The sequence below is a fragment of the Pseudomonas donghuensis genome, assembly GCF_000696345.2.
Classification (GTDB): Bacteria; Pseudomonadota; Gammaproteobacteria; order Pseudomonadales; family Pseudomonadaceae; genus Aquipseudomonas; species Aquipseudomonas donghuensis.
Genome location: NZ_CP071706.1, coordinates 5,115,409 through 5,141,470 on the forward strand (window position 1 = coordinate 5,115,409; position 26,062 = coordinate 5,141,470).

Below are 26,062 nucleotides of genomic sequence, written 5' to 3' on the forward strand. Positions count from 1 at the left end.
TGCTGCCGGGCCGCTGGGGCCCGGCAAATTTCATCCGGCCTTGATGCTGACCAGTCCATTCAACACCTGATCCAGGCCGCCGAACACCGAAATCCGGTCGATGCGCTCCGCCACCCGCTCCAGGGTTTCCAGCTCCTTCAGGCGCAGGGCCGTCGGGTTATCTTCCATGACCTTGGCGGTATTGAGCAGCGAACGGGTCGCCGAGGTCTCTTCACGGCGGCGGATGACGTTGGCTTGCGCCGCTTTCTCCGCCTCCACCACCTGCGCCAGCAAGGTTTTCATCTCGCCCGGGAGGATGATGTCGCGTACCCCCAGGCCGCTGACTTCGATGCCGCTGCCAATGAGCTTGTCCTGCAGGTACTGGCTGACCGAATCGTCGATCAACTGCTTGTTTTCCAGCAGCTCGTCGAGGGTACGAGTACCCACCGCCGCCCGCAGGCCGAACTGCACCTCGCGGTAAAGATGCTCCAGCGGCTTGCTCAACTGCGCGAACGCACCGAGCACATCGCTGTAGCGCCAGTTGGCCGCAAGATTCAGGCGCAGGCTGACCTTGTCGCGGGTGAGGATCTCCTGCCCGCTGATTTCCATGGCCTGGATACGCATATCGACCAACTCGACACTGACCTGGCGGTTGAAGCGCCAGAAGCCGTACTGCCCGGCTCCCAGCAACTCTTCCACCACGCCATCGACCTTGAGCACACCGACGTGGAACGCCGGCACCGCCGACAGCAACACCGCCTCCAGCCCGGCCAGGCTGCGGCCGCGCAATTTGGGCTGGTTAAGCTGGGCCACCAGGCTGGTATCCAGGCGATAGGTCTGGCTCAGGTCGATGCGCTGCAGGGTCTGCGCGCTCTGGCCTTTCCAGTACAGCTGGCGACTGCCCGGGGCCAGCAACTCGACCAGGGCGCCGTCTTCAAAACGCAGGCCGGCTTCGTTTTCCGCCAGGTCCATGCGTTCGAAATACTGCTCGACCAGAGCCGGCTCGCTTTGACGCAGGTAGCCGGCCAGGCGATGTTCGAACAGTGAAGTATTGAGGCTGAAGGTCTCGACCGTCAGCCGGTTGTGCAGGTCGAAACGCTTGTGCACGCCAGGTTCGAGAATCGACACAAAGTCGCCTTCGCAGAACAGCAGGCCGCGTTCGTTCTTTTTCACGATAAAGCGTTTCAACAGTTTCATCTTGGTCATCCTGTGCAATTAATCCTTGGTGCCGGTGTTGCCAAAGAGCCGAGCGTTGCGGGCGTGGCCCGGAGGAGCCAGTTGCCGGGACATCCTGTCCACTGACCGCGTCCTGCGGTCCGGCAACTGCCTTGCTCCGGGCCCGGCCGGCAAGCCGGGCAAATCGGCGGTGGGCGTTGTGCGCTCCTTGCGCACCTTGCAGCCTTCCCTGGCTACGCCCCACCGGCGGGTACAACATTCGAGATACCTTGGAGGGTATGTAAGGTTCGAGTCAGGCCTCGAGACCAGCGTCTCCGTGAGGAGCCACGCTATCGACTGCTCGTTGCGGCGGCGGCATGCACGACACCTACACCTGGGGTGGGCTCGTGCACCGGCGGGGACATAAACCCCGTCCCGTTGGCCAGCTTGGCGATGCGGTCGAGGGAGATATTGCGAGGGGCGTGCCAGGTTTCAAAATCAGAATCAAAAATATTTTTATCTTATTGATTTATAAGGAATTTATTTTTTAGGCCGTAAATTTTAGGCTCCTCCGCCCCCACATAAATCAATTTATTTATATATGATGAGATACGTATTTATCTTTTGAGCTAAACAGACATGGGCAAACGCAGCGTCGCCATCGGCTTTCTCGGCACCACCCTTGATCGCAACGGCAAGGGCGCGGCGCGCTGGCAGCGCTGGCGACCGACCATCAGCCTGTGCCAGCAAGCGCACACGCCTATCGATCGCCTGGAACTGATCCACGGCACCAGCGCCCGCGATCTGGGCCTGGCCGAGCGCATACGTGACGACATCCAGAGCATCTCGCCACACACCGAGGTGCGCCTGCAGCCCATGGTCCTGCGCAATCCCTGGGACTTCGAGGAGGTCTATAGCGCGCTGCACGACTTTGCCAGCGCCTACCCTTTCGATACCGAGCATGAGGACTACCTGGTCCACATCACCACCGGCACCCACGTGGCGCAGATCTGCTGGTTCCTGCTTACCGAAGCACGCTACCTGCCGGCGCGACTGATCCAGACCTCGCCAGCCCGCGGCAAGGAGGACACCGCCGACCCGGCCGGCACCAGCACGCTGATTGACCTCGACCTGTCGCGCTACGATCACATCGCCTCACGCTTCCAACGCGAGCAGGCCGACAGCCTGAACTTTCTCAAGGCCGGTATCGCCACCCGCAACGCCGCCTTCAACCGCTCCATCGAGCAGATCGAACGAGTGGCCCTGCGCTCGCGGGCACCGATGCTGCTGGTCGGCCCTACCGGCGCCGGTAAATCCTTCCTGGCCCGGCGCATCTATGAACTCAAGCGCGGCCGCCACCAACTGGAGGGCCGCTTTGTTGAAGTGAACTGCGCCACCTTGCGCGGCGACGGCGCCATGTCGGCGCTGTTCGGCCACAGTAAAGGCGCCTTCACCGGCGCCCAGAATGCCCGCGACGGTTTGCTGCGCGCCGCCGATGGCGGCATGTTGTTCCTCGATGAAATCGGCGAGCTGGGCGCCGACGAGCAGGCCATGCTGCTCAAGGCCATCGAAGAAAAGCGCTTCTTCCCGCTGGGTTCGGACCGCGAAGTGGAAAGCGACTTCCAACTGATCGCCGGTACCCACCGCGACCTGCGCAGCCGGGTGGCCGAAGGGCTGTTTCGTGAAGACCTGTACGCCCGCATCAACCTCTGGACCTTCGAGCTGCCGGGCCTGGCCGGGCGCCGCGAAGACATCGAGCCAAACATCGATTTCGAACTGCAGCGCCATGCCCGCGAGCAGAACCGCCAGGTGCGCTTCAACCTTGAAGCCAAGCGCCGCTACCTGGCCTTTGCCAACTCGCCACAAGCCCGCTGGGCCGGCAACTTCCGCGAGCTGTCGGCCTCGATCACGCGCATGGCGACCCTGGCCGACAGCGGGCGCATCGACGAAGCGCTGGTGCTGGAGGAGATCGGGCGCCTGCAACGCGCCTGGGGCCTGGAGCAGGGAGCGAATCCGCTCGATGCATTGCTCGGCGACAAGGCGCTGGACCAGTTCGACCGCCTGCAACTGCACGCCGTGCTTAATGTATGCCGCAACGCCCGCACCCTGTCCGAGGCCGGGCGCCAGCTGTTCGATGTGTCGCGCCTGGAGAAAGACAAACCCAACGATGCCGACCGCTTGCGCAAGTACCTGGCGCGCTTTGGCCTGGACTGGAATCAACTCAAGGACTGACCAGGGTGCTAGAATTCGCGCCCTCTTCGGCCGCACCTGGCCGAGCACTACCGGAAAAGGACTCTCGGCCATGTCATTGCTGACAGCTACCCGCCTGCACCTCTGCTCCTTCGGCCTGCTGGCCGGCCTCAGCCTCGCTGCCACCACCGCCTACGCCGACGAAGCCACCGACCAGGCCCTGCACAAGGGCCGCTGGCAAGGCATGGCCGCCATGGCCAACCTGTACCTCAACGACGCCACCCCGGCCGAGTTCATGGACGCCGGCGACAAGGAAAAGAGCGAGCACGACAACTATGCCGGCGCCCTGGCCTTCTACCTGACTGCCGCCCGCCTGGACCCGAAGAATGCCTTCGCCGCCTACCAGGCCGCTGCCGCGCTGTCGTCCATGGACAGCCCGGAACTGGCCGCGCAGTACCTCGACGAAGCCCGCGAGCGCGGTTTCTGGCAAGCCGTGATCCTCAAGGAAGACGACGAGCTGGAGCCAATGAAAAATGACCCGGCCTACCAGAAGCTGCTGCAGACCGCCGAGAAAAACTACCCGACCCAGGCCAAGGACGCCGGCCTCGCTGCGTTCAGCATCCCTGAAGGCAAGGCGCCGGCCGGCGGCTGGCCGGTGGTGGTATGGCTGGCAGGCTTCGGCACCGAAGGCGTCAATGGCACCAACATGCGTGCTGACCTGGTCGGCGACAAGGCGGTGCTGGTGGCATTGAATGGCACCCTCAAGCGTGATGCTCACCAGTTCATGTGGCAGCAGCATTCGGTTGAGCCGACCGAACAGGCGGTAGCCGCAGCCCTGAAGAAACTGGAAAAAGACACCCGCATCGACCGCTCGAAAGTCGCCCTGATCGGCTTCTCCCAAGGTGCCGAACACGCGGCGCACCTGATCGCCCAGTACCCGCAGAACTACAGCGGCGCAGTACTGTTGTCGCCAGGCGGCTTCAAGATCCCGTTCACCGTGCAGAAGGCCAAGGACAAGCGCCTGGTCGTGGTCCACGGTGCCCAGGAGCATGAAAGCAACCTGCAACTGACCGCTACCACCGAGAAAGCCTTCGCCAGCAACAACAAGGTGCAGAGCCATGAACACCCTGAAGGCCACACCTTCCAGGATGACTGGCGCAAGGTCTACCCAGGCTACCTGGATTACGCCCTGGGCCTGTGAGGTCCGAATTAGACCTAGGTCGTAAGGCTGGGACTTGCAAACCTGATGGCACTCTGATGTATGCTTGGCCGGTCTTCAGGGCGGGGTGCAAGTCCCCACCGGCGGTAAATCGAAAGATGAGCCCGCGAGCGCCTCGGCCTTTGGCCGAGGGTCAGCAGATCTGGTGAGACTCCAGAGCCGACGGTCATAGTCCGGATGAAAGAAGGCGTCAGGTCAGGGCCAAAATGCGCCCTGGCGCACGCATTTTGTTCGCCCTGAAACGTTCATCGATCACTTACGAGGAGCGTTTCATGTCCCCTTTGCACCGCAAGCAATTCCCTAACGTCGCTGCTGCTGTCGCCGCCTACCAGGCCGGTAAACCCGTGCTGTTGCTGGATGACGACGACCGCGAGGACGAGGCAGATATCATTGCCGCCGCCGAAAACATCAGCCTGGAAACCATGGCCATGATGATCCGCGATTGCAGCGGTATCGTCTGCCTGTGCCTGGATGAAACCACCGTTGACGAGCTGTCGCTGGCACCGATGGTACCGAACAACCGCGCGCGCCATGGCACCGGTTTCACCGTGACCATCGAAGCGGCTGAAGGTGTATCCACCGGCGTCTCGGCCCAGGACCGCATCACCACCATCCAGGCCGCACTGGACTCGACCAGCGCAGACATGCGCATTGTCAGCCCTGGCCATGTGTTCCCCCTGCGCTCGCGCGATGGCGGCGTACTCACCCGCCGCGGCCACACCGAAGGCTCGGTAGACCTCGCACGCCTGGCGGGCTTGCGCCCGGCAGCGGTGCTCTGTGAACTGATGAACCCCGACGGCAGCATGGCCCGTGGCGAGCAGGTGGCGGTGTACGCCAAGCAATACTCGCTGCCGGTTCTGACCATTGACGAGCTGGCGCGCTACCGCCAGGCAGCGCTGACCCCGGCACTGGAAAGCGCCTGAAAAATTTGTGTTCGAGAAAATTTACAGCCTTGCAGACAGCTACTAAGGTGAATGCAGAGGTGTGAATTGCGGCTGATTCAAGGCAGCCGTATCGTGCTGAGCGGGTGCAGTGACATGCACCCGGATCTGCCTCTATTGAAGAGGCGGGAAGACGACTTCATGGGGCCCCGCAAGCCAACCCGAGGTTGTCCCCGCCTCTATTTTTTTCTGCCTTACTTCAAGCCCAGCTGCGTGCGCAAAAAGTCATGCAGGCCTGCAGCGCTTTTCTTGTAGCCGTCCGCAGTCAGGTGCACCAAATCCCCCCGGGCCAGGCCCGAAGCCTGCCAGCCGGCAATTGAGCACTGCCCTCCCATGTACGCTTGCCAGTCCCAGAACAGGGCATTGGCCTGCTTGGCCGCCTGACGCTGGATACGGATCACCTGGGCCAGTTGCTGCGGTTGGCGCGCGGCGCAGCTGCGTGCCTTGCGCTGCTTGATCGAGTCCGGCGGACCAACCAGCAGCACCACTGCCCGCGGCAGGTCCTGGCGCAGGCGCTTGAGGGTATTGCGCAGTTGCGTCTGGTACAGGGCGAGGTCAAGGGTGTCATCGAAGGCTTCGTTGGTGCCGTAGGCAAGAATCACCAGGTCCGGGCGCAGGGTCTTGAGGTTGTCCTGCCAGCCAGCCTGCCACTTGTCTTGCACCTCAAGGCGCGCGCCATTGATGCCCAGCGCCGAATAGATCACCCCGGCATTCTTCTGGCCCTGGATATACCAGCCACCCAGCAGCGTGCCGGGCCGGCTGTTGAGGGTCAGGTCCAGCGGCAGGCCAAGGTTGCCGACCTGCGGGCCGAAACGCCATTGCCCGCCGGTTGCCGCCAGCATGCGCTGGTTGCGCCCGCGGCCGTCGCGCAGCACCAGGGTGCTGCTCTCCCGTGCCTGGTACAGGGCCTGGACTCGATAGCGCTGCGCAGTGGGCTCACGAGCCTCGATACGCACGCTGGGGTTGGCCGCCATCGGCACCGACAAGTACCCCCCGAGCGGGAACTGGGTACTCTGCTGATTACGTGCCGACACCAGCTCCCACTGACGCTTGGCAGTTTTCAGAATGACCTGCTCATAGCGGGTGCCCGACACGGGCGTGGCGGCGATCAGGCCGATACCACCGTCGCCATAACGCGCTTGCAACAAGCGACGCATCTCGCCGCTGAACAGGTCTGCGGCGGTGTGCGAGTCGCCAAACTGGATGATATTGATTGGCGCGCGATTGGCGTTCTTGAACTTGCCCGCCAGCACCGCCAGGTTGCCATCGACGCGGTGGGTCGGGGCCTTGGCCGCCGAGGTGGCGGGCCTGGCCGTGGTATTGACCGCCGCCACCGGGCTACAGCCCGGCAGCGCACAGATCAGCAGGGCCAGCCCCAGAATGTTGTGCAGTCGACGCATCAGTGTCCCGTTACAGTGAGGCCGGGAAAGGCGATCATCGAGAGAATTCGTTCCGAGATCAGCTTCTGTCCGGTGGTGGTGAAATGAATGCCGTCATCGACCCGGGTCTTGATCCGCTTGCCCTGGCTGTTCTGCAAGGTATAGGAGAAGCTGTCGTCGTTGTAACCGAGCACCGGGTTGGCCGAGACGTAATGCTGTTGATACAGGCCAGTCTGCTGCTCATAGAGCCCGCTCAGGTAAGCCATGGCAGTAGACAGCTTGGGCTTTTGCATGTTCGGCGGGCCGACCCAGATCACCTGCACATTGTGCGCGCGGGCCTGGTCGAGGATCGAATCGATACGCTGGCGGTAGGTGACTTCCCACTCCGGCGATTTGAAACGCAAAAACGGCTTGCCCTTGCCCTGGGGCATGTCCCAGGGGTCGTTGGGGCCGAGGAAGATTACCATCAGGCGAATGTTCGGCTCGCTTTCCAGGGTCTTGGCCACGGTCTGCGGCCAGTTGAAGAACCCAGGATAGGCCAGGCCAGTGCTTTGCCGGCTGAGATTGACGCTCTTGATCTGGTAGCGCTTGCGCAGGCTGTTGGCCAGGTGCGGAGCAACGCCCTGCATCAGCGAATCGCCAACCAGGAATACTTCATCGCCGGCCGCCAGGGACACCACGGTACCCGCTTGCAAGGGCGCCTGGGCGACCTGCGCTGCAGGTGCAGGTGCAGGTGCAGGTGCAACAGCAGGTGCCGCGACCTTGACCGCAGCCGGCTTGCTGACGGGGGCGGGGACGGCAACCGGCGGCTTGTCCAGGTGCACCGCAACCACCTGAACCGGCGCGGGCAGCTCGACGGTGTCGCTGGCCTCAACCTTGGCCACCAGCACCGGCTCGCTACGTTTCTCCAGGCTGTCGATGAAGCTGTCGCGGGCATCGCCCAGGGCATGGGTCAGGTTGCCACCCAGGCGCCAGGCCGGGCTCTGCCCGAGCACCGGCAATTCGCAGCTCTGGTGATACTTCTGCTGGCAATACAGGCTGATCGAATCCTGGTTCAGCCAGAACAGCAACAGGGTGGTGATGACAATGGCGTACAGGGCCTTGGCCGCGCCAGTTTGCGCGGCCAGCAAACGACCGGCATTAGAAGCTTGCATAGATGAACCCCGGCACGCCCGATTGCGAAGCAAAAATGACCAAGGAAATGAACAACCCCAGCGGTATCGGATACAGCTGCCAGGGCAAGCGCGTGGTGGTTGCGAAAAACTGGCGCAGCAGCGCCAGCAACTGCGGGTAGACAGCGACATACAGCACGCTCACCAGCAACAGCAGGCCGGTGCTGGAGAACAGCCCCTGAAGGCTCAGCCCGCCGATACCGGCGAGCATCTCCATGGCTTCATCGAGGCTCGCGCTGCGAAAGAAGATCCAGGCGAAGGCCACATAGTGGAAGGTCAGCAAGCGCGCCGCCAACCCCGCGCCCGGCCAGCGCATCGGCTGCGGCAAGATGTAGGTCGAGGCCTTGTACAGCGCCAGGCCGATACCGTGCAGCGCGCCCCAGATAATGAAATTGATGCTCGCCCCGTGCCACAGGCCGGAAATCAGCATCGCCAGCAGCATGTTCAGGTTGCCGCGCCACACGCCCTGGCGGTTACCACCCAGGGGGATGTAGACATAGTCGCGAATGAACAGCGACAGGCTGATATGCCAGCGCCCCCAGAACTCCTTGAGGTTGTGCGCGGCATAGGGGGCATTGAAGTTGTCAGGCAGGCGAAAGCCCAACAGCAAGGCGATGCCGGTAACCAGGTTGGTGTAGCCGCTGAAGTTGAAATAGATCAGGAAACTGTAGCCATACACGCTCAGCAGGATCTGCTCGGGCGAATAGCTGCCCGGGGTCTCGAACACCGGGTCGACCCATTCACTGGCCAGCCAGGCACTGCAAAAGAACAGCTTTACCACCGCCAGGGCGATCAGGCCCAGCGCCCGTTGCGGCTCCAGCACTTCACGGATGCGGCTTGAGCGAATCTGCGCCAGCATGTGGCTGGCGCGATTGACCGGGCCGGCAATCAGGCTGGGGAAGAACGCCAGGTACAGGGCCAGGTCAAACGCTGAGGCCGAGGGCATCTCGCGGCGGTTGATCGACACCAGGTAGCTGACCGAGTGAAAGGCATAGAACGACAGACCGATCGGCACCAGCACTTCCAGCACCGGCAGCGACACCTCCAGCCCGGCACTGGCCAGGGCGCCCTGCACGCCGCCGACAAAGAATTCCTGGTACTTGAACAGGTAGAAGCAACCCAGCACCAGCAGCAACACCAGCAAATAGCTGAAGCGCCGGCCGGGATAACGCTCACCGACCAGGCCGAGCAGGTACACCAGGGCACTGTAGCCAAGCAGGATATACAAGGAGTTGAAGCTGAAACTGGCCACCAGGCCATAACTGGCCGCCAGCAGCAGGACGTTCTGCAGGCGAACGCTCCAGCACAGGCTCCAGTAGACGATGAAAAACAGTGTGAAGCAGAGGCCGAACTCGATCGAAAGGAAGCTCACAACGTAGTCCATTACGTGACAACAGAAATAGGAGGCTTCACCGCGAGAAACCCGCGGGGTAAAGCGGGCGCGATTATGGCAGAGAGCCACAACCCCTCACAATGCGAGCTCTGCAGAAAAATCAAGACTTCACCGGCGGCCTTTGTGCAACAGAATGCGACGAAAGATCGCCCCTATCGATTTGCTCCCCCCGCCCCGCTCTGCTAGTGTCGCGCCGTTTATACTGCCACCGAGACAGCCGCCATGGCCCGAAAAAAAGCCTCCATTGATTTCGAGCAATCCCTCGCCGACCTGCAGGCCCTGGTCGAGCGCCTGGAGAACGGCGAGCTGTCGCTGGAAGACTCGCTGACCGCCTTTGAACAAGGCATCAGCCTGACCCGCGACTGCCAGAGCGCCCTGGCCCAGGCCGAACAGAAGGTTCAGGTATTGCTCGAGCGCGACGGAGAGCTGGCCGCCGAGCCGTTCGATGCGGACCAGCCAGAATGATCGGCGCATACCAGGCCAGCTGCCAGGCACGGGTCGACGCCGCCCTCGAGCAACTGTTTATCGCCCCCTCGGTGGAGCTCACCCGCCTGTATGAGGCCATGCGCTACAGCGTCATGAACGGCGGCAAACGGGTTCGCCCACTGCTCGCCTATGCCGCGTGCGAAGCCCTCGGCGCCGCCCCGGAACAGGCCAACGGCGCGGCCTGCGCGGTCGAGCTGATTCACGCCTATTCGCTGGTGCACGACGATTTGCCGGCCATGGACGACGACGACCTGCGCCGTGGCCAGCCAACCACCCACAAGGCTTTTGACGAAGCTTGCGCGATTCTCGCCGGTGACGGTCTGCAGAGCCTGGCCTTCAGCGCCCTGCTCGACCCGCAACTGAGCCCGCAGCAGGACAGCATCCGCCTGGCCATGGTCCAGGCCCTGGCGCTGGCGGCCGGCCCTGCCGGCATGGTCGGCGGCCAGGCCATCGACCTGGGTTCGGTGGGCCTCAAGCTCGACCAGACGGCGCTGGAGTTCATGCACCGGCACAAGACCGGCGCGTTGATCGAGGCCAGCGTCAAGCTCGGCGCCCTGGCCAGTGCCCGCGCCGACCAGACCCAGCTCAAGGCCCTGCAAACTTATGCACAGGCCATCGGCCTGGCCTTCCAGGTCCAGGACGATATCCTCGACGTCGAAAGCGACACCCAGACCCTGGGCAAGCGCCAGGGCGCCGACATCGCCCGCGACAAGCCGACCTACCCGGCCCTGCTCGGGCTCGACGCGGCCAAGGCCTACGCCCTGGAACTGCGCGACCAGGCCCTGCATGCCCTGCGTCCGTTTGACGCGGCGGCCGAGCCGCTGCGCGAGCTGGCGCGCTACATTGTCGAGCGCCGCAACTAAGCAGCACTGGTATCACCGAGCAAACCCCTGTGGGAGCCGGCATTGCCGGCGATAGGGGCCAAAGGCCCCTGCTCTACCAGTCAATGGGCAGCCAACACCGCAATAAGGTAAACTGCCGCCACTTCATATCTATAACGATTCGCCTGATGCCCACGACGTTTCAAGAGATCCCCCGCGAACGCCCGGTCACGCCGCTGCTTGACCGTGCCGATACGCCTGCCGGCCTGCGCCGCCTGGCTGAAGCCGACCTGGAGAGCCTGGCCGACGAGTTGCGCCAGGAATTGCTCTATACCGTTGGTCAGACCGGCGGGCATTTCGGTGCCGGCCTGGGCGTCATCGAGCTGACGATCGCCCTGCACTACGTCTTCGATACCCCGGACGATCGTCTGGTATGGGACGTCGGTCATCAGGCCTATCCGCACAAGATCCTCACCGGTCGCCGCCAGCGCATGCACACCCTGCGCCAGAAGGACGGCCTGGCCGCCTTCCCACGCCGCGCCGAAAGCGAGTACGACACCTTTGGTGTCGGTCACTCCAGCACCTCGATCAGTGCTGCCCTGGGCATGGCCATCGCCGCACGCCTGCAGAACGATCCGCGCAAGTCCATTGCCGTGATCGGCGACGGCGCACTGACCGCCGGCATGGCCTTCGAGGCGTTGAACCACGCCCAGGAAGTCGATGCCGACATGCTGGTGATCCTCAACGACAACGACATGTCGATTTCGCGCAATGTCGGTGGCCTGTCCAACTACCTGGCCAAGATCCTCTCCAGCCGCACCTACTCGAGCATGCGTGAGGGCAGCAAGAAGGTCCTCTCGCGCCTGCCGGGCGCCTGGGAAATCGCCCGCCGCACCGAAGAGTACGCCAAGGGCATGCTGGTACCCGGCACCCTGTTCGAAGAGCTGGGCTGGAACTACATCGGCCCGATCGATGGCCACGACCTGCCGACCCTGATCACCACCCTGCGCAACATGCGCGACCTCAAGGGGCCGCAGTTCCTGCACGTGGTGACCAAGAAGGGCAAGGGCTTCGCCCCGGCCGAAGTCGACCCGATCGGCTACCACGCGATCACCAAGCTCGAGCCTGTGGACAAACCCGCCGCCGCGCCGAAAAAAGCCGGCGGGCCAAAGTACTCCGCGGTATTCGGCCAATGGCTGTGCGACATGGCTGCGGCTGACCAGCGCCTGGTCGGCATCACCCCGGCCATGAAGGAAGGCTCCGACCTGGTGGCCTTCAGCGAGCGCTACCCGGATCGCTACTTCGACGTTGCCATTGCCGAACAGCACGCGGTAACCCTGGCGGCGGGCATGGCGTGCGAAGGTGCCAAGCCGGTGGTGGCGATCTATTCGACCTTCCTGCAGCGTGCCTACGACCAGTTGATCCATGACGTCGCGGTACAGAACCTCGACGTGCTGTTCGCCATCGACCGCGCCGGCCTGGTTGGCGAAGACGGTCCGACCCATGCGGGCAGCTTCGACCTGTCGTTCCTGCGTTGCATCCCCGGCATGCTGGTGATGACCCCGAGCGACGAGAACGAGCTGCGCAAGATGCTCAGCACCGGCCACCTGTACAACGGCCCGGCCGCCGTGCGCTACCCACGCGGCAGCGGCCCGAACGCGCCCATCGACAACAACCTCGAGCCGCTGGAAATCGGCAAGGGCATCGTTCGCCGCCAGGGCAGCAAGGTCGCCCTGCTGGTATTCGGTGTGCAGTTGAGCGAAGCCCTGAAGGTTGCCGAGCAGATCGACGCCACCGTGGTCGACATGCGTTTCGTCAAACCGCTGGATGAGGCGCTGGTGCGTGAAATCGCCGGCAGCCACGACCTGCTGGTGACCATCGAAGAGAACGCCATCATGGGCGGCGCTGGTGCTGCGGTGAGCGAGTTCCTCGCCCGCGAAGCCGTGCTCAAGCCGATGCTGCACCTGGGCCTGCCGGATGTGTATGTCGAGCATGCCAAGCCTGCACAGATGCTCGCCGAATGCGGCCTGGATGCTGCCGGGATCGAGGCTTCGGTGCGCCAGCGGATGCAACTGCTCGGTCTGTGATCTTCGGGGCCTTAACCGGCCTCATCGCTGGCAAGCCAGCTCCCACAAGTACAGCGCATGCAGAACCTGTGGGAGCTGGCTTGCCAGCGATAGCAATGGAACTGCCCATGAAATCCCTGCGCCTGGTAGCCCCACTCCTGCTATTGCCGACCACCCTGCTGGCCGAGCCCATCGACCGCGAAAGCGCCCTGAAGCTGCCCAACACGCTCATCAGCGCCAACCGCCAGGTCGAAGACCGCAGCCAAACCAGCGCCGCCAACACCGTGTTCACCCGTGACGACATCGATCGCCTGCAGCCTTCCAGCGTCACTGACCTGCTGACCCGGGTACCCGGCGTTCAGGTCTCGCGCACCGGCGGGCGCGGCAGCTTGCCCGGCATTTTCATTCGCGGCACCAAGTCGGCCCAGAGCCTGGTGCTGGTCGATGGTGTGCGCATCGCCAACATCTCGTCCGGCGACAGTGGCCTGCAGTTTCTCAATATCGATCAGATCGAGCGGGTCGAAGTGTTGCGCGGTTCGCGCTCGGCGATCTACGGCAGCGATGCGATTGGCGGGGTGATCCAGATCTTTACCCGCCGCGCCAGCAAGCCCGGCCTGCAACCCCGCTTGCACCTGGCCGCTGGCAGCAACAAGACCTGGCAACGTGACGTCGGCCTCTCGGGCGGCGATGAACGCACCCGTTTCAACCTCGCCGCCGGCCTGGACGAAACCGCCGGCATCAACGCCACCCGCGAGTCCTTCGCCGCCAACGGCGATCACGATGCCTACCGCAACAAGAGCCTGAGCCTGAACCTCAGCCATGTCGCCAGCGACTCGCTGGAACTGGGCCTGAACTGGCTCGACAGCCGCGGCCGCAGCGAATACGACAACCTGTTCGGCGACCACAGCCAGCCCTATACCGATTTCAACCTCAGCAGCATCGGCACCTATGCCGACGCTCAGCTCAGCGATATCTGGCATTCACGCCTGGAACTGGGCCACAGCGAGAACCGCGACACCAAGCGCGACACATTGCAACCAGGCGGTAGCGAGTTCAACACCTACCGTGACTCGGTCAACTGGCAGAACGACCTGAGCCTCGACGAGCGCAACAACCTGCTGCTCGGTGGCGATTGGTACCAGGATCGCCTGCACGCCAGCACGCCCCTGGAACAAGACAGCCGCTGGAACCGCGCTGCTTTCGTGCAACATCGCTACAAGGGCGACAGCTTCAGCAGCGAAGTGGGCGTGCGCCGCGACCAGAACCAGCAGTTCGGTAGCCAGAACAGCTGGAGCGCCAGCCTCGGCCTGCCGCTCAACGCCGAAAACGACCTGCTGCTGTCCTACAGCGAAGGCTTGCGCGCACCGACGTTCAACGACCTCTACTACCCGGACTTCGGCAACCCCGACCTCAAGCCCGAACGCTCGAAAAGCTACGAGTTGCAATGGCGCAGCCAACTGAGCGAGACCACCCGCCTGGAGACCTCGCTGTACCGCACGGACCTGCGCAATGCGATCTCCCTGGGCCCCAACTTCATTCCGCACAACGTGGGCTCGGCACGCATCAACGGTTTCGAAGCCAGTCTGCATCAGGAGTGGTTCGGCTGGCAGAGCAACCTCGGCGTGGCGCTGATCGACCCGCGTGACCGCGATTCCGGGCACCCCCTGGAACGCCGCGCCCGCCGCACCCTGAGCCTGGACCTGGATCGCCAGTTCGATCGCCTGGGGCTCGGCGCCAGCTGGCAGGCGGTCAGCAGCAGTTACGCCGACGCGGACAACACCAAGACGCTGGCTGGCTACGGTTTGCTTGGGTTACGCAGCAGTTGGAGCCTCAGCCGCGAGCTCCGCCTGGAGCTCAAGGCCGATAACCTGCTGGATAAAACCTACAGCCGTGCGCAGTACAACTATGGCGCAGGCTACCGCGACTACCGCGAAGAGGGCCGCACCTGGCTGCTGGGCGTCACTTGGACACCGGCACTTTAGCCTGCAGCAGCGCACACAGCTTCGCCGTCGCTTCGATCATCTGCCCGCTGGGGCGCTCCAGGCCTTTATCCGGCACCTGCAGCAGCAGACCGTCACGCACTGCCGCGACCTGCGGCCAGGCCTTCCAGGCATCGAGCTGGGGCTGATCGGCGGCGAGGATAACCTGGGGATTACGCGCCAGCACGGTCTCAAGGTTGACCTGTGGCGCCGGCTGGGTGAGATCGGCAAACAGGTTGCGCGCGCCGCAGACGCTCAAGGCATCGGAGATGATCTGGTAACCACCGACGGTATACAGCGGCTTGTCCCAGACCTGATAGAACACCGTCAGTGGCCGCTCGCGACGGTACTGCTGGCGCAGCGCGGCAAGGCGCTGGCGCAGGGCAACGGACAACTGCGCGCCCTGCGCCTTGCGCCCGATCCGCACGCCAATCTCGTCGACCTGGGAAACCAGGTCATCCAGCTCGTGGACGTCGACGCTGTAGAGCGGAATACCAAGACGTTCAAGCTGCTCACGCTGAGCCGCCGGCACGCTGCCCGGCCAGTACAGCACCAGGTCCGGGCGCACGCTGAGCAGGCGCTCCATGTCCAGCTGGCCGTAGCGGCCAACCAACGGCACATCGCTCAATTGCGCAGGACGCTCCCTCCACTCGGCCATGCCCACCAGCAGATCGCCGGCCTGCAGGTCGAGGAGGATTTCGCTGATCGAAGGCGCCAGGCTGACCACCCGCGGCGCCGCCGCCAGCGGCATGCCGAGGGCTAGCAGCAACAGCCACAGGTAGCGGCGCATCAGCCGAGCTGGCGAGGGATACGGTAGAGATAGAGCAGGACCACGCTGGAGATCGCCAGGAGAACCTGTGGCACCGCCTCAAGGCCGACGAACACCGACAGCGCGGCGACCCAGGCCGGCAGGCAACCGAACAGCATGCCCAGGCGCCGGATGCGCGCCAGCTCGATCCAGGCGCCAGGCTCGTCATCACTGTTCAAGTTTTTCTGGGTGGCAATCAGCGCATGCTTGTAGGCGCCAAAGCGCGGCAGACTGAGGAACATCGACGCCACGCCGGCGATGAACATCGGCATGGCCAGGATCGGGATCAGCGCCTGCAGGTCAGCAAAGGCCCAGGCAAACACCAGCAATGGCGCCAGCGCCACCGCCAGGTACTGCCACCAGGCCAGTTGCAGACGGCGACGCACCTCGGCGCGGGTCACGCCCGTCCGGCCTCGCCCTGGTGCTCGTTGCCCATCATGTGGCCGAGCTTGCCGGCTTTGGTCGCCAGGTAGTGTTTGTTATGCGGGTTGTGGCCGGTGTGCAGCGGCACGCGCTCGGCAACCGGGATACCCATGCCGGTGAGGGCCTTGACCTTGCGCGGGTTGTTGGTCATCAGCCGCAGCGACTTGACCCCCAGGTGCTCGAGCATCGGCTGGCACATGCCATAGTCACGCTGGTCGGCGGCAAAGCCCAGGCGCTCGTTGGCTTCGACGGTATCGGCGCCGCCATCTTGCAGCTCGTAGGCGCGGATCTTGTTCAGAAGGCCAATACCACGGCCCTCCTGGCGCAGGTACAGCAGCACGCCGCGGCCTTCGCGGGCGATTGCCTGCAGGGCCGCCTCGAGTTGCGAACCGCAGTCACAGCGCTGGCTGAACAAGGCATCGCCGGTCAGGCATTCGGAATGCAGGCGCCCCAGCACCGGCTGCCCGTCGGCCACATCACCCAGGCTGAGCACGACGTGCTCGCGGCCGGTGGCTTCATCGAGAAAACCATGCATGGTGAAGGTCGCAAACGGGGTAGGCAGCTTGGAAGCGGCAACAAAAACGACGGGCACGTTGTGCTCCTGATCAGTAACTTGAAAATTGACGTGGGCCGATTGTATCAGCAGCGTGGCGCGGCTGCTTAGGCTGAATTACTGGGCAAACAGATCGAGAAGTTCGATAACGCCTAGTGGCGCTTGCCCGCCCCGTCGAATGGATATGGCTGTTGCCAGTGCGCGAAAATCGCTCGTAATTCACCACTGGCCACCAGTTTGTCCATACGCTGATCGAACAAGGCACGCAATGCCTTGCCCTCGGCGGTGCGGCCAAAGGCCAGGTACAGCGGCAGCTCGGCCAGGTGGCTGCGGCGGAACAATTCAGGCTTGGCAGCCTGACCGAGTACATTGTCGACTTCGGTCAGGGCATCGATATAGAAGTCGACACGATCATGCTCAAGCATCGGCAGGATCCCTTCCCGGCGCTGGATCTCACGGAAATGGCCGACATTGGGCAGGTAGTTCTTGTAGTCATAGCCGCGCACCCAGGCCAGACGGTATTGGCCGAGGTTCTGCTGGCTGGGGACCGGACGGCTGGCCAGGCCCAGGGCATAGATATGATCCATATCGAAATGCCAGCGCGGGTAGAGGTTGTCGGCGTTTTCTTCGTGATAGGAGCCGACCCAGGCATCCGCTTCACCGCGTTTGACCAGGCCTACCGCGCGGCTGTACGGCGCACCTTGGGTGCGGACCTTGACCCCGGCGGGTTCGAACACCTTGCGCAGCACGTCCCAGGCCAGGCCACTGCCATCGGCGTTGGTGTAGTCGAGCCACTCCTCACTGACCAGACGGACCTGGCCAGGCATCGCCAAGGGTGCGTCTGCCGCCTTGACCACACCCGCTGTCACAACCAGCAGCAACAGCAACAGCCGCCATCCCGTCATCGCCCCGCTCCCTCAGGTGAAACTCCATACCAGGACCTGCATGCCCAGCCAGGCAAATACGCCTGCCAGCACATCGTCGAGCATGATCCCGACCCCGCCATGGACATGACGGTCAACCCAGCGAATCGGCCAGGGCTTGAGGATGTCGAAGAAACGGAACATCAAGAAACCCGCCAGCAGCCAGAGCCAACCTTCTGGCACCAACCACAGGGTAATCCACATGCCGACCATTTCGTCCCAGACGATCCCTTCATGGTCGTGCACTTTCAGGTCATCGGCGACCTTGCCACACAACCAGACGCCGAACAGCATGGTCAGGCCGAGCATCAGCCAGTAGCCCCAGTCGGGCAGCATCTGCCACAACGGGATAAAAGGCAGAGCCACCAGCGAGCCCCAGGTTCCCGGCGCCTTGGGCAAGGTCCCGGAACCGAAGCCGAAGGCCAGGAAGTGCCAGGGGTTGCGCCAGACCGACGGCGGAACGAACTCCGCAGGCACCTGTTTGGGGTGATCGGTCACGGTGTCTCCTTAAAATGTTGATAGCCCCGGATCTGCGGGGTGATGTCTTGGCCGCAATCATCGAGCAGGCGCACGCCGCTGCCGGCACTGGCGCGCCCGACCACATGGATGGGCCAGCCGGCCGCCAGCAGGGGCGCCAGTTCGGCTTCGGGCAGGGTGAAGGCCAGGACGTAATCATCGCCCCCGGCCAGTGCCGCCTGTTGCGCGCCTTTGCGGCCGAGCAAAGCCTGCAGGGCAGCCGACAACGGCAGCCGCTCCAGCTCGACCTGCAATGCCAGGTGCGATGCCTTGGCGATATGCCCGCAATCGGCGAGCAGGCCGTCGGAAATATCCAGTGCCGCCGTAGCCTTGCCGAGCAACGCCTGGCCCAACGCCAGTTGCGGTTGCGGTGACCAGTAATGGCCAAGCAAGGGCTCGGCCTGGGCAGCATCGGCCAAGCGCTCACCCAGCACCAGCGTCAAGGCGCCTGCGGCATTGCCCAGATCGCCGCCGACGCAAAGCAGATCACCTGCCCGCGCACCGCTGCGGGTCAAGGCTTGGCCGGCCGGCACGCGGCCAAACACGGTCATGGTCAGGCTTAGCGGGCCACGGGTGGTATCGCCGCCAATCAGGCTCAGCTGGCAGTTTTCAGCCATCTGGTTCAAACCGCGGGCATAGGCTTGCAGCCAGTCGGCGCGAACCTCCGGCAGGGTCAGGGCAAGGGTAAAACCGATGGGCGTGGCGCCCATGGCCGCCAGGTCACTGGCCGCGACGGCCAGCGAACGCTGACCGAGCAGAAAAGGGTCGCAGACAGCCGGGAAATGCACCCCGGCCACCAGCGTGTCGGTGGAGATCGCCAGCTGTTCGCCCGGCGGCACGCTGAGCAAGGCGCAATCATCGCCAATGCCCAGCGCCACGCCTTCACCGCCTTGCGCACAGGACGCGGCGGCGAAGTAATGACGGATCAGCTCGAACTCACCCATTGGCACAGAGCGCCGCAATCAGCGCTTGAACGCCTTGACTTCGGCTTCACGCAGGCGTGGTGCCAGCTTGTCGAGCACACCGTTGACGAACTTGTGGCCGTCGGTGGCGCCAAACACTTTGGCCAGTTCCACACCTTCGTTGATCACAACGCGGTACGGGACATCGACGCGCATCATGAACTCCCAGGTGGACAGGCGCAGCACCGCCAGTTCAACCGGATCGAGCTCTTCAAGGGCCAGGTCCAGGCACGGCTTCAGCGCTTCGTCGATTTCGACTTTTTTCGCAGGAACCCCGTGAAGGATTTCGCGGAAGTAGGCGCCGTCGACATCGGTGAAATCGTTATCGACCCGGAACTGCGCTTCGATCTCGTTCAGCGACTGCTTGGCCATGTGCCATTGGTACAGGGCCTGAGTCGCGAGCTGACGGGCTTCGCGACGCTTGGCGCTTTTCGATGGCTTGCCAGCATCCGCAGGTTTTGGATCGCGCGGGTTGAAACGATCGCTTTCGTCGCTAATCACTTGGCCTCCAACTGCGCCAGCAGGCTGACCATTTCCAGAGCGGACAGGGCAGCTTCGGCGCCCTTGTTGCCGGCCTTGGTGCCGGAACGCTCAATGGCCTGTTCGATCGAGTCGACGGTCAGGACACCGAAGGAGACCGGCACGCCGAACTCCATGGACACCTGGGCCAGGCCCTTGGTGCATTCGCCCGCGACATACTCAAAGTGCGGGGTACCGCCACGGATCACTGCGCCAAGGGCGATGATCGCGGCATATTCGCTTTGCTGGGCGACTTTCTGTGCCACCAGCGGGATTTCGAAGGCACCCGGGGCACGGATGATGGTGATGTCGCTTTCGTTCACACCGTGGCGAACCAGGGCGTCAACGGCACCGCTCACCAGGCTTTCGACGACGAAGCTGTTGAAGCGGCCAACCACCAAAGCATAGCGACCTTTGGGGGCGATGAAGGTACCTTCGATGGTCTTCAGGGTCATTCCGGAGTTCTCATCTTAAAGAGCCAGGCCGCAAACGGGCGGCCTGTGGGGGTTTGGGACACGAATGGCAGCGCGACAAACCGCCTGCTTTATTCGGAGGGCACGTATTCTACAACTTCCAGATCGAATCCGGATATCGCATTGAACTTCATTGGCGAACTCATCAGGCGCATTTTGCGCACGCCGAGGTCACGCAGGATCTGCGAACCGGCACCAACGGTGCTGTAGGTGGTCGGGGTTTTCGCCTGCGATGCAGCATCGGCGCTCTCACGAATGTGCGCCAGCAGCACGTCGCCATCGAGCGGGTGACCGAGCAGCAGCACCACACCGCTGCCAGCGTCTGCAACGGCGCTCATGGCCGCGCGCAGGCTCCAGCGGCCCGGTTGCTTGACCATCAGCAGGTCGCGCAGCGGGTCCATGTTGTGCACCCGTACCAGGGTCGGCTCTTCGGCGCAGATGTTGCCCAGGGTCAGCGCCATGTGCACGTCGCCCTCGACCGAATCACGGTAGGTGACCAGGTTGAAATGCCCCAGTTCGCTGTCCAGCGGCTGCTCGGAAACCCGCTGAACGGTACGTTCGTGGATCATCCGGTAGTGGATCAGGTCGGCGATGGTGCCGATCTTGATGTTGTGTTCGGCGGCGAAGGTTTCCAGTTCGGCGCGACGGGACATGGTGCCGTCGTCGTTCATCACCTCGCAGATCACCCCGCTCGGCTCGAAACCGGCCATGCGCGCCAGGTCGCAGGCAGCTTCGGTGTGGCCGGCACGGGCCAGGGTACCGCCCGGCTGGGCCATCAACGGGAAGATGTGGCCAGGGCTGACGATGTCTTCGGCCTTGGCATCACGGGCGGCGGCCGCCTGTACGGTGCGTGCGCGGTCGGCAGCGGAAATGCCGGTGGTAACCCCGGTGGCGGCCTCGATCGACACGGTGAACTTGGTGCCGAAGCCCGAGCCATTGCGCGGCGCCATCAGCGGCAGCTTGAGCGTTTCGCAGCGCTCGCGCGACATTGGCATGCAGATCAGGCCGCGGGCGTGCTTGGCCATGAAGTTGATGTGCTCGGCCTTGCAGCACTCGGCGGCCATGATCAGGTCGCCTTCGTTCTCGCGGTCTTCGTCATCCATGAGGATGACCATTTTGCCCTGGCGGATGTCTTCGACCAGTTCTTCGATACTGTTGAGCGCCACTGGGCACCCCCTTTCAAATCAGGATTTCAGGTAGCCGTTGGCGGCCAGGAAACTTTCGGTGATACCGCTGCCTTTGCTCGGCTCGGCGGCCTTGTCACCCAGCAGCAGACGCTCCAGGTAACGTGCCAGCAGGTCGACCTCAAGGTTCACCCGACGACCTGGACGGTAGTCGGCCATGATGGTTTCGGCCAGGGTGTGCGGGACGATGGTCAGCTCGAACTCGGCGCCATCGACGACGTTCACTGTCAGGCTGGTACCGTCGACGGTGATCGAGCCCTTGTGGGCAATGTACTTGGCCAGCTCTTTGGGGGCACGAATGCGGAACTGGATGGCGCGGGCGTTATCGCTGCGCGACACCACTTCGCCAACGCCGTCGACATGGCCGCTGACCAGGTGACCGCCCAGGCGGGTGGTCGGCGTCAGGGCCTTTTCCAGGTTGACCCGGCTGCCGCTTTTGAGCTCGTTGAAGGCGGTGCAGTCGAGGGTTTCGCGGCTGACGTCGGCCCAGAAGCCATCGCCAGGCAGCTCGACCGCGGTCAGGCACACGCCGTTGACGGCGATGCTGTCGCCCAGCTTGACGTCGCCCAGGTCGAGCTTGCCGGTTTCGACATACACCCGCACGTCACCACCCTTGGGGGTCAGGGAACGGATGCTGCCAATCGATTCGATGATGCCGGTGAACATGGAGTCCTCCTCGAGAACAGGGCTGCGCGGGGTGCTAGCCGCAAATTATACGCCGGGCGCGGGCTTCGGCACGGCCGTGACTCGCCAGTCATCGCCTACCGCGCGCATTTCGGTGATCTGCAAATAGGGCGCCTGGCTCATGGTTTCCAGTGGCCAGTCGAGTAACGGCCGGGCACTGGAGCCGAGAATGCGCCCGGCGACAAAAATCTGGTACTCGTCGATCAGGCCTTGGCGGGCAAAGGCACCGACCAGGCCGGCACCGGCCTCGACCAGCACTTCATTGACCCCACGGGCTGCCAGCTCGAGCATCAATGCCGGCAAGTCGACGCGCCCCTCACTGCCGGGCAGGCGCAGCAGCTCATGGCCGGCCTGGGCATAACGCGAGTCGGCTTCGGCGGCGGTTACCACCAGGGCCGGCCCGGCTTGAAAAAATGGCGCATCGAGCGGCACACGCAAACGGCCGTCGATCAACACCCGTAGCGGCGCACGGGCCAGGGCCAGCGCGGTGGTTTGCGGGTCCAGCCCGAGCTCGTCACCGCGCACGGTCATCCGCGCGTTGTCGGCCAGTACGCTTTCGGCGCTGGTCAGCACCACGCTTGAGCGCGCACGCAAGCGCTGCACCGCCGAGCGCGCCGCCGGGCCGGTAATCCACTGGCTCTCGCCACTGGCCATGGCCGTGCGCCCGTCCAGGCTCATCGCAAGCTTGGCCCGCACGAACGGCAGGCCGTGCTCCATGCGCTTGAGAAAGCCCGGGTTCAAGGTGCGGGCCTCGGCTTCGAGCACACCGCTGGCAACCTCGATACCCGCATCAGCCAGGCGCTTGAGGCCTTGGCCGGCAACCTGCGGATTAGGATCCTGCATGGCCGCCACCACCCGCGCCACGCCGGCCTTGACCAGCGCCTCGGCACAGGGCGGCGTGCGCCCGTGGTGGCTGCATGGCTCAAGGGTGACGTACGCACAAGCGCCACGGGCCAGCTCGCCGGCCTGGCGCAACGCGTATACTTCGGCATGGGGTTCGCCGGCACGCACGTGCCAGCCTTCGCCGACGACCTGGCCGTCACGGACGATCACACAACCGACGCGCGGGTTCGGGTGGGTGGAGTACAGGCCCTTGCGGGCCAACTCGATGGCCCGGGCCATGTAGTGCGCATCAAGTACCGCGCGTTCGCTGGACATGCTCACTCTTTAGCCGGCACGCGGGCCAGGCGGTCGATTTCTTCACGGAACTCGTTGAGGTCCTGGAAACGCCGGTACACGGAGGCGAAGCGGATATAGGCGACCTCATCGAGCTTCTGCAGCTCGGCCATGACCAGTTCGCCGACGACCAGCGACTTGATCTCGCGCTCGCCGGTGGCCCGCAACTTGTGCTTGATATGCGCCAGCGCCGCTTCCAGGCGCTCGACACTGACCGGGCGTTTTTCCAGGGCGCGCTGCATACCCGCGCGCAGTTTTTCCTCGTCGAAGGGCTGGCGGCTGCCGTCCTGCTTGATCAGCCGGGGCAGAACCAGTTCGGCGGTTTCGAAGGTGGTGAAGCGCTCACCGCAGGCAACGCATTCGCGCCGACGGCGCACTTGCTCGCCCTCGGCAACCAGTCGCGAGTCGATGACCTTGGTGTCGTTGGCACCGCAGAAGGGACAGTGCATGGTGGCAGGCAACAAAAAAAGGGAGGGCCATGGTAGCGCATCCCACTGGCAAGACAAGCCAAAGGGGTTACCATCCAGTGAGGAAATATGCCGCGAAGGAATTCCCCATGCCATTAAGAGCGCTTGTCGTGCTCAGTTTTGCCGCCGTGCTGGCCGCGTGCAGCAGCGATAAACCCCAGCCTGCAGCGGCGCCCAAAGCCCCTGTAGCAAGCAAACCGGCCAAAGAGCTCGGGCCTTTGCCGGCCTATCAGCGCGAGCTGAGCGGGACCTTGCTCAATATTCCGGTGGGCGCCGAAGTCGAACTGGCCCTGCTGGTGATCGATGAACGGGGGCGCCCGCAAGGCCTGCTGGCCAGCAGCACGCTCAGCGGCAATGGCCTGGACCTGCCGTTTCGCCTGCGCTTCAACCCCGAGGCCTTCCCGGCCGGTGCGCGGGTCGAACTGCGTGGCCGCGCGAGCAAATCCGGGCAACTGATTCTGCACCTGCCGCCGCTGCGTATCGCCCAGGCCCAAACCCAGGCCACCGGCCCGTTGCGCTTCGAAAAGGCGCCATGATGGCACCGGCGCCGCTGCAACAGGCCTTGAGTGAACTGCTGGGTGACGCGCAACTGGTGGTCAGTGAACTGCCCGAGTGCGCGCTCAAGTTGTGGTTGATCGATGCCCAGAACATGGACCGCGCCTTCAGCGCCGAAGAAACCCGGCGCATCCTCCACGAGCCGCCGTACTGGAGCTTCTGCTGGGCCAGCGGCCTGGCCATGGCGCGCTATCTGGACCAGCATCGGCACTGGGTCGAGGGTAAGCGGGTACTGGACTTTGGCGCAGGCTCCGGCATTGCCGGCATTGCCGCAGCCAAGGCCGGCGCGCGTGAAGTGGTCGCCTGCGATCTCGACCCACTGGCGCTGCAGGCCTGCCGGGCCAATGCCGCGCTCAACGAAGTGGAACTGAGCTATTCCAGCGACTTCTTCCAGGAAGCCGACCGTTTTGACCTGATCCTGGTCGCCGACGTGCTCTACGACCGCGCCAACCTGCCGCTGCTGGATGAATTCCTCAGCCGTGGCCAGCAGGCCCTGGTGGCCGACTCACGGGTACGGGACTTCAGCCATCCGCTGTACCAGTCGCTGGGTGTGCTCGATGCCCTGACCCTGCCGGACCTGGCCGAGCCCCACGAATTCCGCCGGGTCAGCCTGTACCACGCCAGCCGCCAGCCTTTATAGTGATGCCATTCACGGATTTTCGAGAGTCGCGATGAACCCTGCTACCCCGTACATTTTCGACGCCACTGCCGCCGATTTCGATCAGTCGGTGCTCCAGAACTCTTTCCACAAACCGGTGCTGGTCGACTTCTGGGCCGAGTGGTGCGCACCGTGCAAGGCGCTGATGCCGCTGCTGGCGCAGATCACCGAGAGCTACCAGGGCGAACTGCTGCTGGCCAAGGTCAACTGCGATATCGAGCAGGACATCGTCGCCCGCTTCGGTATCCGCAGCCTGCCGACCGTGGTGCTGTTCAAGGATGGCCAGCCGGTGGACGGCTTTGCCGGCGCCCAACCGGAGTCGGCGATTCGCGCCCTGCTCGAACCCCACGTAAAACTGCCGCCACCCGCTGCCGCCGACCCGCTGGAACAGGCCCAGGCACTGTTTGCCGAAGGGCGCTTCAGCGAAGCCGAGAGCACCCTCAAGGCACTGCTCACTGAAGACAACAGCAATGCCGGCGCGCTGATCCTCTACGCCCGCTGCCTGGCTGAACGGGGCGAGCTGGGTGAGGCGCAGATCGTGCTCGACTCGGTCAAGAGCGATGAGCACAAGGCCGCCCTCGCCGGCGCCAAGGCGCAGCTGACCTTCCTGGGCCTGGCCGCCAACCTGCCGGAAGTCGCCGACCTGAAAGCGCGCCTGGCGCAGAATGGCGAAGATGATGAAGCCGCGTACCAGTTGTGCATCCAGCAGTTGTCGCGCCAGCAGTACGAGGCGGCGCTGGAAGGCTTGCTCAAGCTGTTCAAGCGCAACCGTGGCTATGACAGCGGGCTGCCGCACAAGACCTTGCTGCAGGTGTTCGACCTGCTGGGTAATGACCATCCGCTGGTCGGCACCTACCGCCGCAAGTTGTTTGCTGCCTTGTATTGAATTGATCACGGGGCAAGCCCGCTCCTACTGATTTTGTAGGAGCGGGCTTGCCCCGCGATACCCTTGTCACCCCAGCCAGTGATAAACCGGCGCGTCCGCCCCGCTTTCCACCTTCACCTCGGCACTGTGGCGCAGGCGCACCAGCAGCCGCTTGCCCGCCGCAGTATTGCCCGCCAACCCTTCCAGATGTTCAAGCAACTCCGGCCCGTTGAGCTGCCCGGCCTTGCGCAGCACCTCGCGCGCCGCCTGCCATAGCGCATCATCCGGCCGCGCCGCTGCCACGGGAGCGGTAGCCAGCGCTGGCGCTGGCGCCACAGCAGCCAACTGACCGCCCAGTTGCGCCCATTCCGCCGGGTCCAGCTCCAGGGTCAGGTCTACCGGCCAGTCGCCGATGTGTCCGCGAATTCGCATGGGGTTGTCCTTGTACGCAATCAATGGGCCCATGCTCCCACGCCAACGCCTCATCGCCAAGCACACTGGCGCGCGCCGAACAAG

At 63.9% G+C, this 26,062-nt stretch carries 27 protein-coding genes and 1 riboswitch; of the genes, 10 read left to right on the top strand and 17 right to left on the bottom strand.

The annotated features are described in order from the left end of the window. Positions 1–30: 30 nt before the first annotated feature. Positions 31–1,176 carry a slipin family protein gene (locus BV82_RS23770; RefSeq protein WP_010222861.1) on the bottom strand — a complete coding sequence of 382 codons (1,146 nt, stop codon included), beginning with the start codon at positions 1,174–1,176 and terminating at the stop codon, positions 31–33. A gap of 597 nt (positions 1,177–1,773) precedes the next feature. On the opposite strand from BV82_RS23770, the gene rtcR reads away from it, so the two are divergent. From rtcR to ribB, 3 genes are all read left to right on the top strand, one after another. Beyond that, positions 1,774–3,366 (top strand): RNA repair transcriptional activator RtcR, encoded by a 1,593-nt coding sequence (rtcR, locus tag BV82_RS23775; protein WP_010222860.1) that lies wholly within the window; start codon positions 1,774–1,776, stop codon positions 3,364–3,366. A gap of 70 nt (positions 3,367–3,436) precedes the next feature. Then, positions 3,437–4,525: an alpha/beta hydrolase gene (locus BV82_RS23780; RefSeq protein WP_010222859.1), complete on the top strand. Its 1,089-nt coding sequence runs from the start codon at positions 3,437–3,439 to the stop codon at positions 4,523–4,525. 67 nt (positions 4,526–4,592) lie between these two features. After that, positions 4,593–4,736: riboswitch (FMN riboswitch) on the top strand. A 79-nt stretch (positions 4,737–4,815) separates the two neighbouring features. After that, positions 4,816–5,466, top strand: a complete 651-nt coding sequence (ribB, locus tag BV82_RS23785) for a 3,4-dihydroxy-2-butanone-4-phosphate synthase (protein WP_026001301.1) — start codon at positions 4,816–4,818, stop codon at positions 5,464–5,466. A gap of 212 nt (positions 5,467–5,678) precedes the next feature. Here the strand turns inward: ribB and BV82_RS23790 are convergent, their stop codons facing one another. From BV82_RS23790 to BV82_RS23800, 3 genes are read right to left on the bottom strand one after another with little or no spacing between them, the layout of a single operon-like run. Further along, on the bottom strand, positions 5,679–6,884 hold the full coding sequence (locus tag BV82_RS23790) for an SGNH/GDSL hydrolase family protein (RefSeq protein ID WP_036996989.1): 1,206 nt from the start codon (positions 6,882–6,884) through the stop codon (positions 5,679–5,681). After that, a complete protein-coding gene (locus BV82_RS23795) occupies positions 6,884–8,017 on the bottom strand; it encodes an SGNH/GDSL hydrolase family protein (RefSeq protein ID WP_036996990.1) in 1,134 nt (377 codons plus the stop codon). Before BV82_RS23795 ends, BV82_RS23790 begins: the two co-directional genes overlap by 1 nt. Continuing rightward, complete coding sequence (locus BV82_RS23800; protein ID WP_010222855.1) at positions 8,004–9,407, bottom strand: MBOAT family O-acyltransferase; 1,404 nt, start codon at positions 9,405–9,407, stop codon at positions 8,004–8,006. Before BV82_RS23800 ends, BV82_RS23795 begins: the two co-directional genes overlap by 14 nt. A 243-nt stretch (positions 9,408–9,650) precedes the next feature. On the opposite strand from BV82_RS23800, the gene BV82_RS23805 reads away from it, so the two are divergent. The 4 genes from BV82_RS23805 (at position 9,651) to BV82_RS23820 (ending at position 14,783) form a co-directional block, all read left to right on the top strand. Further along, positions 9,651–9,893: an exodeoxyribonuclease VII small subunit gene (locus tag BV82_RS23805; protein WP_036996992.1), complete on the top strand. Its 243-nt coding sequence runs from the start codon at positions 9,651–9,653 to the stop codon at positions 9,891–9,893. Further along, positions 9,890–10,777, top strand: a complete 888-nt coding sequence (ispA, locus tag BV82_RS23810) for a (2E,6E)-farnesyl diphosphate synthase (RefSeq protein WP_036996993.1) — start codon at positions 9,890–9,892, stop codon at positions 10,775–10,777. The genes BV82_RS23805 and ispA overlap by 4 nt, the downstream gene beginning before the upstream one ends. Before the next feature lie 146 nt (positions 10,778–10,923). After that, complete coding sequence (dxs, locus tag BV82_RS23815) at positions 10,924–12,822, top strand: 1-deoxy-D-xylulose-5-phosphate synthase (protein ID WP_036996995.1); 1,899 nt, start codon at positions 10,924–10,926, stop codon at positions 12,820–12,822. Positions 12,823–12,929: 107 nt separating this feature from the next. Next, positions 12,930–14,783 (top strand): TonB-dependent receptor domain-containing protein, encoded by a 1,854-nt coding sequence (locus BV82_RS23820; protein WP_036996996.1) that lies wholly within the window; start codon positions 12,930–12,932, stop codon positions 14,781–14,783. Here the strand turns inward: BV82_RS23820 and BV82_RS23825 are convergent. The 12 genes from BV82_RS23825 to nrdR all read right to left on the bottom strand — a co-directional run bounded on the left by BV82_RS23825 (position 14,761) and on the right by nrdR (position 23,450). Then, complete coding sequence (locus BV82_RS23825) at positions 14,761–15,570, bottom strand: cobalamin-binding protein (RefSeq protein ID WP_010222850.1); 810 nt, start codon at positions 15,568–15,570, stop codon at positions 14,761–14,763. The two genes, BV82_RS23820 and BV82_RS23825, sit on opposite strands and share 23 nt — an antisense overlap. Then, positions 15,570–15,989: a hypothetical protein gene (locus BV82_RS23830; RefSeq protein ID WP_036996997.1), complete on the bottom strand. Its 420-nt coding sequence runs from the start codon at positions 15,987–15,989 to the stop codon at positions 15,570–15,572. Before BV82_RS23830 ends, BV82_RS23825 begins: the two co-directional genes overlap by 1 nt. Then, the gene (gene ribA, locus BV82_RS23835) at positions 15,986–16,603 is read right to left on the bottom strand and encodes a GTP cyclohydrolase II (RefSeq protein ID WP_010222848.1); all 618 of its coding nucleotides are present in this window, start codon (positions 16,601–16,603) and stop codon (positions 15,986–15,988) included. Before ribA ends, BV82_RS23830 begins: the two co-directional genes overlap by 4 nt. 113 nt (positions 16,604–16,716) lie before the next feature. After that, on the bottom strand, positions 16,717–17,469 hold the full coding sequence (locus BV82_RS23840; RefSeq protein ID WP_010222847.1) for a substrate-binding periplasmic protein: 753 nt from the start codon (positions 17,467–17,469) through the stop codon (positions 16,717–16,719). Positions 17,470–17,481: 12 nt separating this feature from the next. Then, positions 17,482–17,985, bottom strand: coding sequence for a phosphatidylglycerophosphatase A family protein (locus BV82_RS23845; RefSeq protein ID WP_036996998.1), 504 nt, complete (start codon positions 17,983–17,985; stop codon positions 17,482–17,484). After that, the gene (thiL, locus tag BV82_RS23850) at positions 17,982–18,947 is read right to left on the bottom strand and encodes a thiamine-phosphate kinase (protein WP_036997000.1); all 966 of its coding nucleotides are present in this window, start codon (positions 18,945–18,947) and stop codon (positions 17,982–17,984) included. The genes BV82_RS23845 and thiL overlap by 4 nt, the downstream gene beginning before the upstream one ends. Positions 18,948–18,965: 18 nt before the next feature. Continuing rightward, positions 18,966–19,466 (bottom strand): transcription antitermination factor NusB, encoded by a 501-nt coding sequence (gene nusB / locus BV82_RS23855; RefSeq protein WP_010222843.1) that lies wholly within the window; start codon positions 19,464–19,466, stop codon positions 18,966–18,968. Beyond that, the gene (gene ribH, locus BV82_RS23860) at positions 19,463–19,939 is read right to left on the bottom strand and encodes a 6,7-dimethyl-8-ribityllumazine synthase (protein ID WP_010222842.1); all 477 of its coding nucleotides are present in this window, start codon (positions 19,937–19,939) and stop codon (positions 19,463–19,465) included. Before ribH ends, nusB begins: the two co-directional genes overlap by 4 nt. 89 nt (positions 19,940–20,028) lie before the next feature. After that, complete coding sequence (ribBA, locus tag BV82_RS23865; RefSeq protein WP_010222841.1) at positions 20,029–21,123, bottom strand: bifunctional 3,4-dihydroxy-2-butanone-4-phosphate synthase/GTP cyclohydrolase II; 1,095 nt, start codon at positions 21,121–21,123, stop codon at positions 20,029–20,031. Between the two features lie 18 nt (positions 21,124–21,141). Next, entirely contained in the window at positions 21,142–21,807 is a 666-nt protein-coding gene (locus tag BV82_RS23870; RefSeq protein ID WP_010222840.1) for a riboflavin synthase, read from the bottom strand. A 45-nt stretch (positions 21,808–21,852) separates the two neighbouring features. Continuing rightward, complete coding sequence (ribD, locus tag BV82_RS23875; RefSeq protein WP_010222839.1) at positions 21,853–22,983, bottom strand: bifunctional diaminohydroxyphosphoribosylaminopyrimidine deaminase/5-amino-6-(5-phosphoribosylamino)uracil reductase RibD; 1,131 nt, start codon at positions 22,981–22,983, stop codon at positions 21,853–21,855. A 2-nt stretch (positions 22,984–22,985) separates the two neighbouring features. Then, on the bottom strand, positions 22,986–23,450 hold the full coding sequence (nrdR, locus tag BV82_RS23880) for a transcriptional regulator NrdR (protein WP_010222838.1): 465 nt from the start codon (positions 23,448–23,450) through the stop codon (positions 22,986–22,988). A 107-nt stretch (positions 23,451–23,557) separates the two neighbouring features. On the opposite strand from nrdR, the gene BV82_RS23885 reads away from it, so the two are divergent. Genes BV82_RS23885 through trxA form a run of 3 tightly spaced genes read left to right on the top strand, consistent with a single transcriptional unit; the run spans position 23,558 to position 25,567 of the window. Then, positions 23,558–24,004, top strand: a complete 447-nt coding sequence (locus BV82_RS23885; RefSeq protein ID WP_026001297.1) for a hypothetical protein — start codon at positions 23,558–23,560, stop codon at positions 24,002–24,004. Then, complete coding sequence (locus BV82_RS23890; RefSeq protein ID WP_036997002.1) at positions 24,004–24,663, top strand: class I SAM-dependent methyltransferase; 660 nt, start codon at positions 24,004–24,006, stop codon at positions 24,661–24,663. The genes BV82_RS23885 and BV82_RS23890 overlap by 1 nt, the downstream gene beginning before the upstream one ends. A 31-nt stretch (positions 24,664–24,694) precedes the next feature. Continuing rightward, on the top strand, positions 24,695–25,567 hold the full coding sequence (gene trxA / locus BV82_RS23895; RefSeq protein ID WP_036997004.1) for a thioredoxin: 873 nt from the start codon (positions 24,695–24,697) through the stop codon (positions 25,565–25,567). Positions 25,568–25,633: 66 nt separating this feature from the next. On the opposite strand, the gene BV82_RS23900 is transcribed toward trxA, so the two are convergent. Further along, entirely contained in the window at positions 25,634–25,978 is a 345-nt protein-coding gene (locus BV82_RS23900; RefSeq protein ID WP_010222834.1) for a hypothetical protein, read from the bottom strand. Positions 25,979–26,062: the final 84 nt, after the last annotated feature.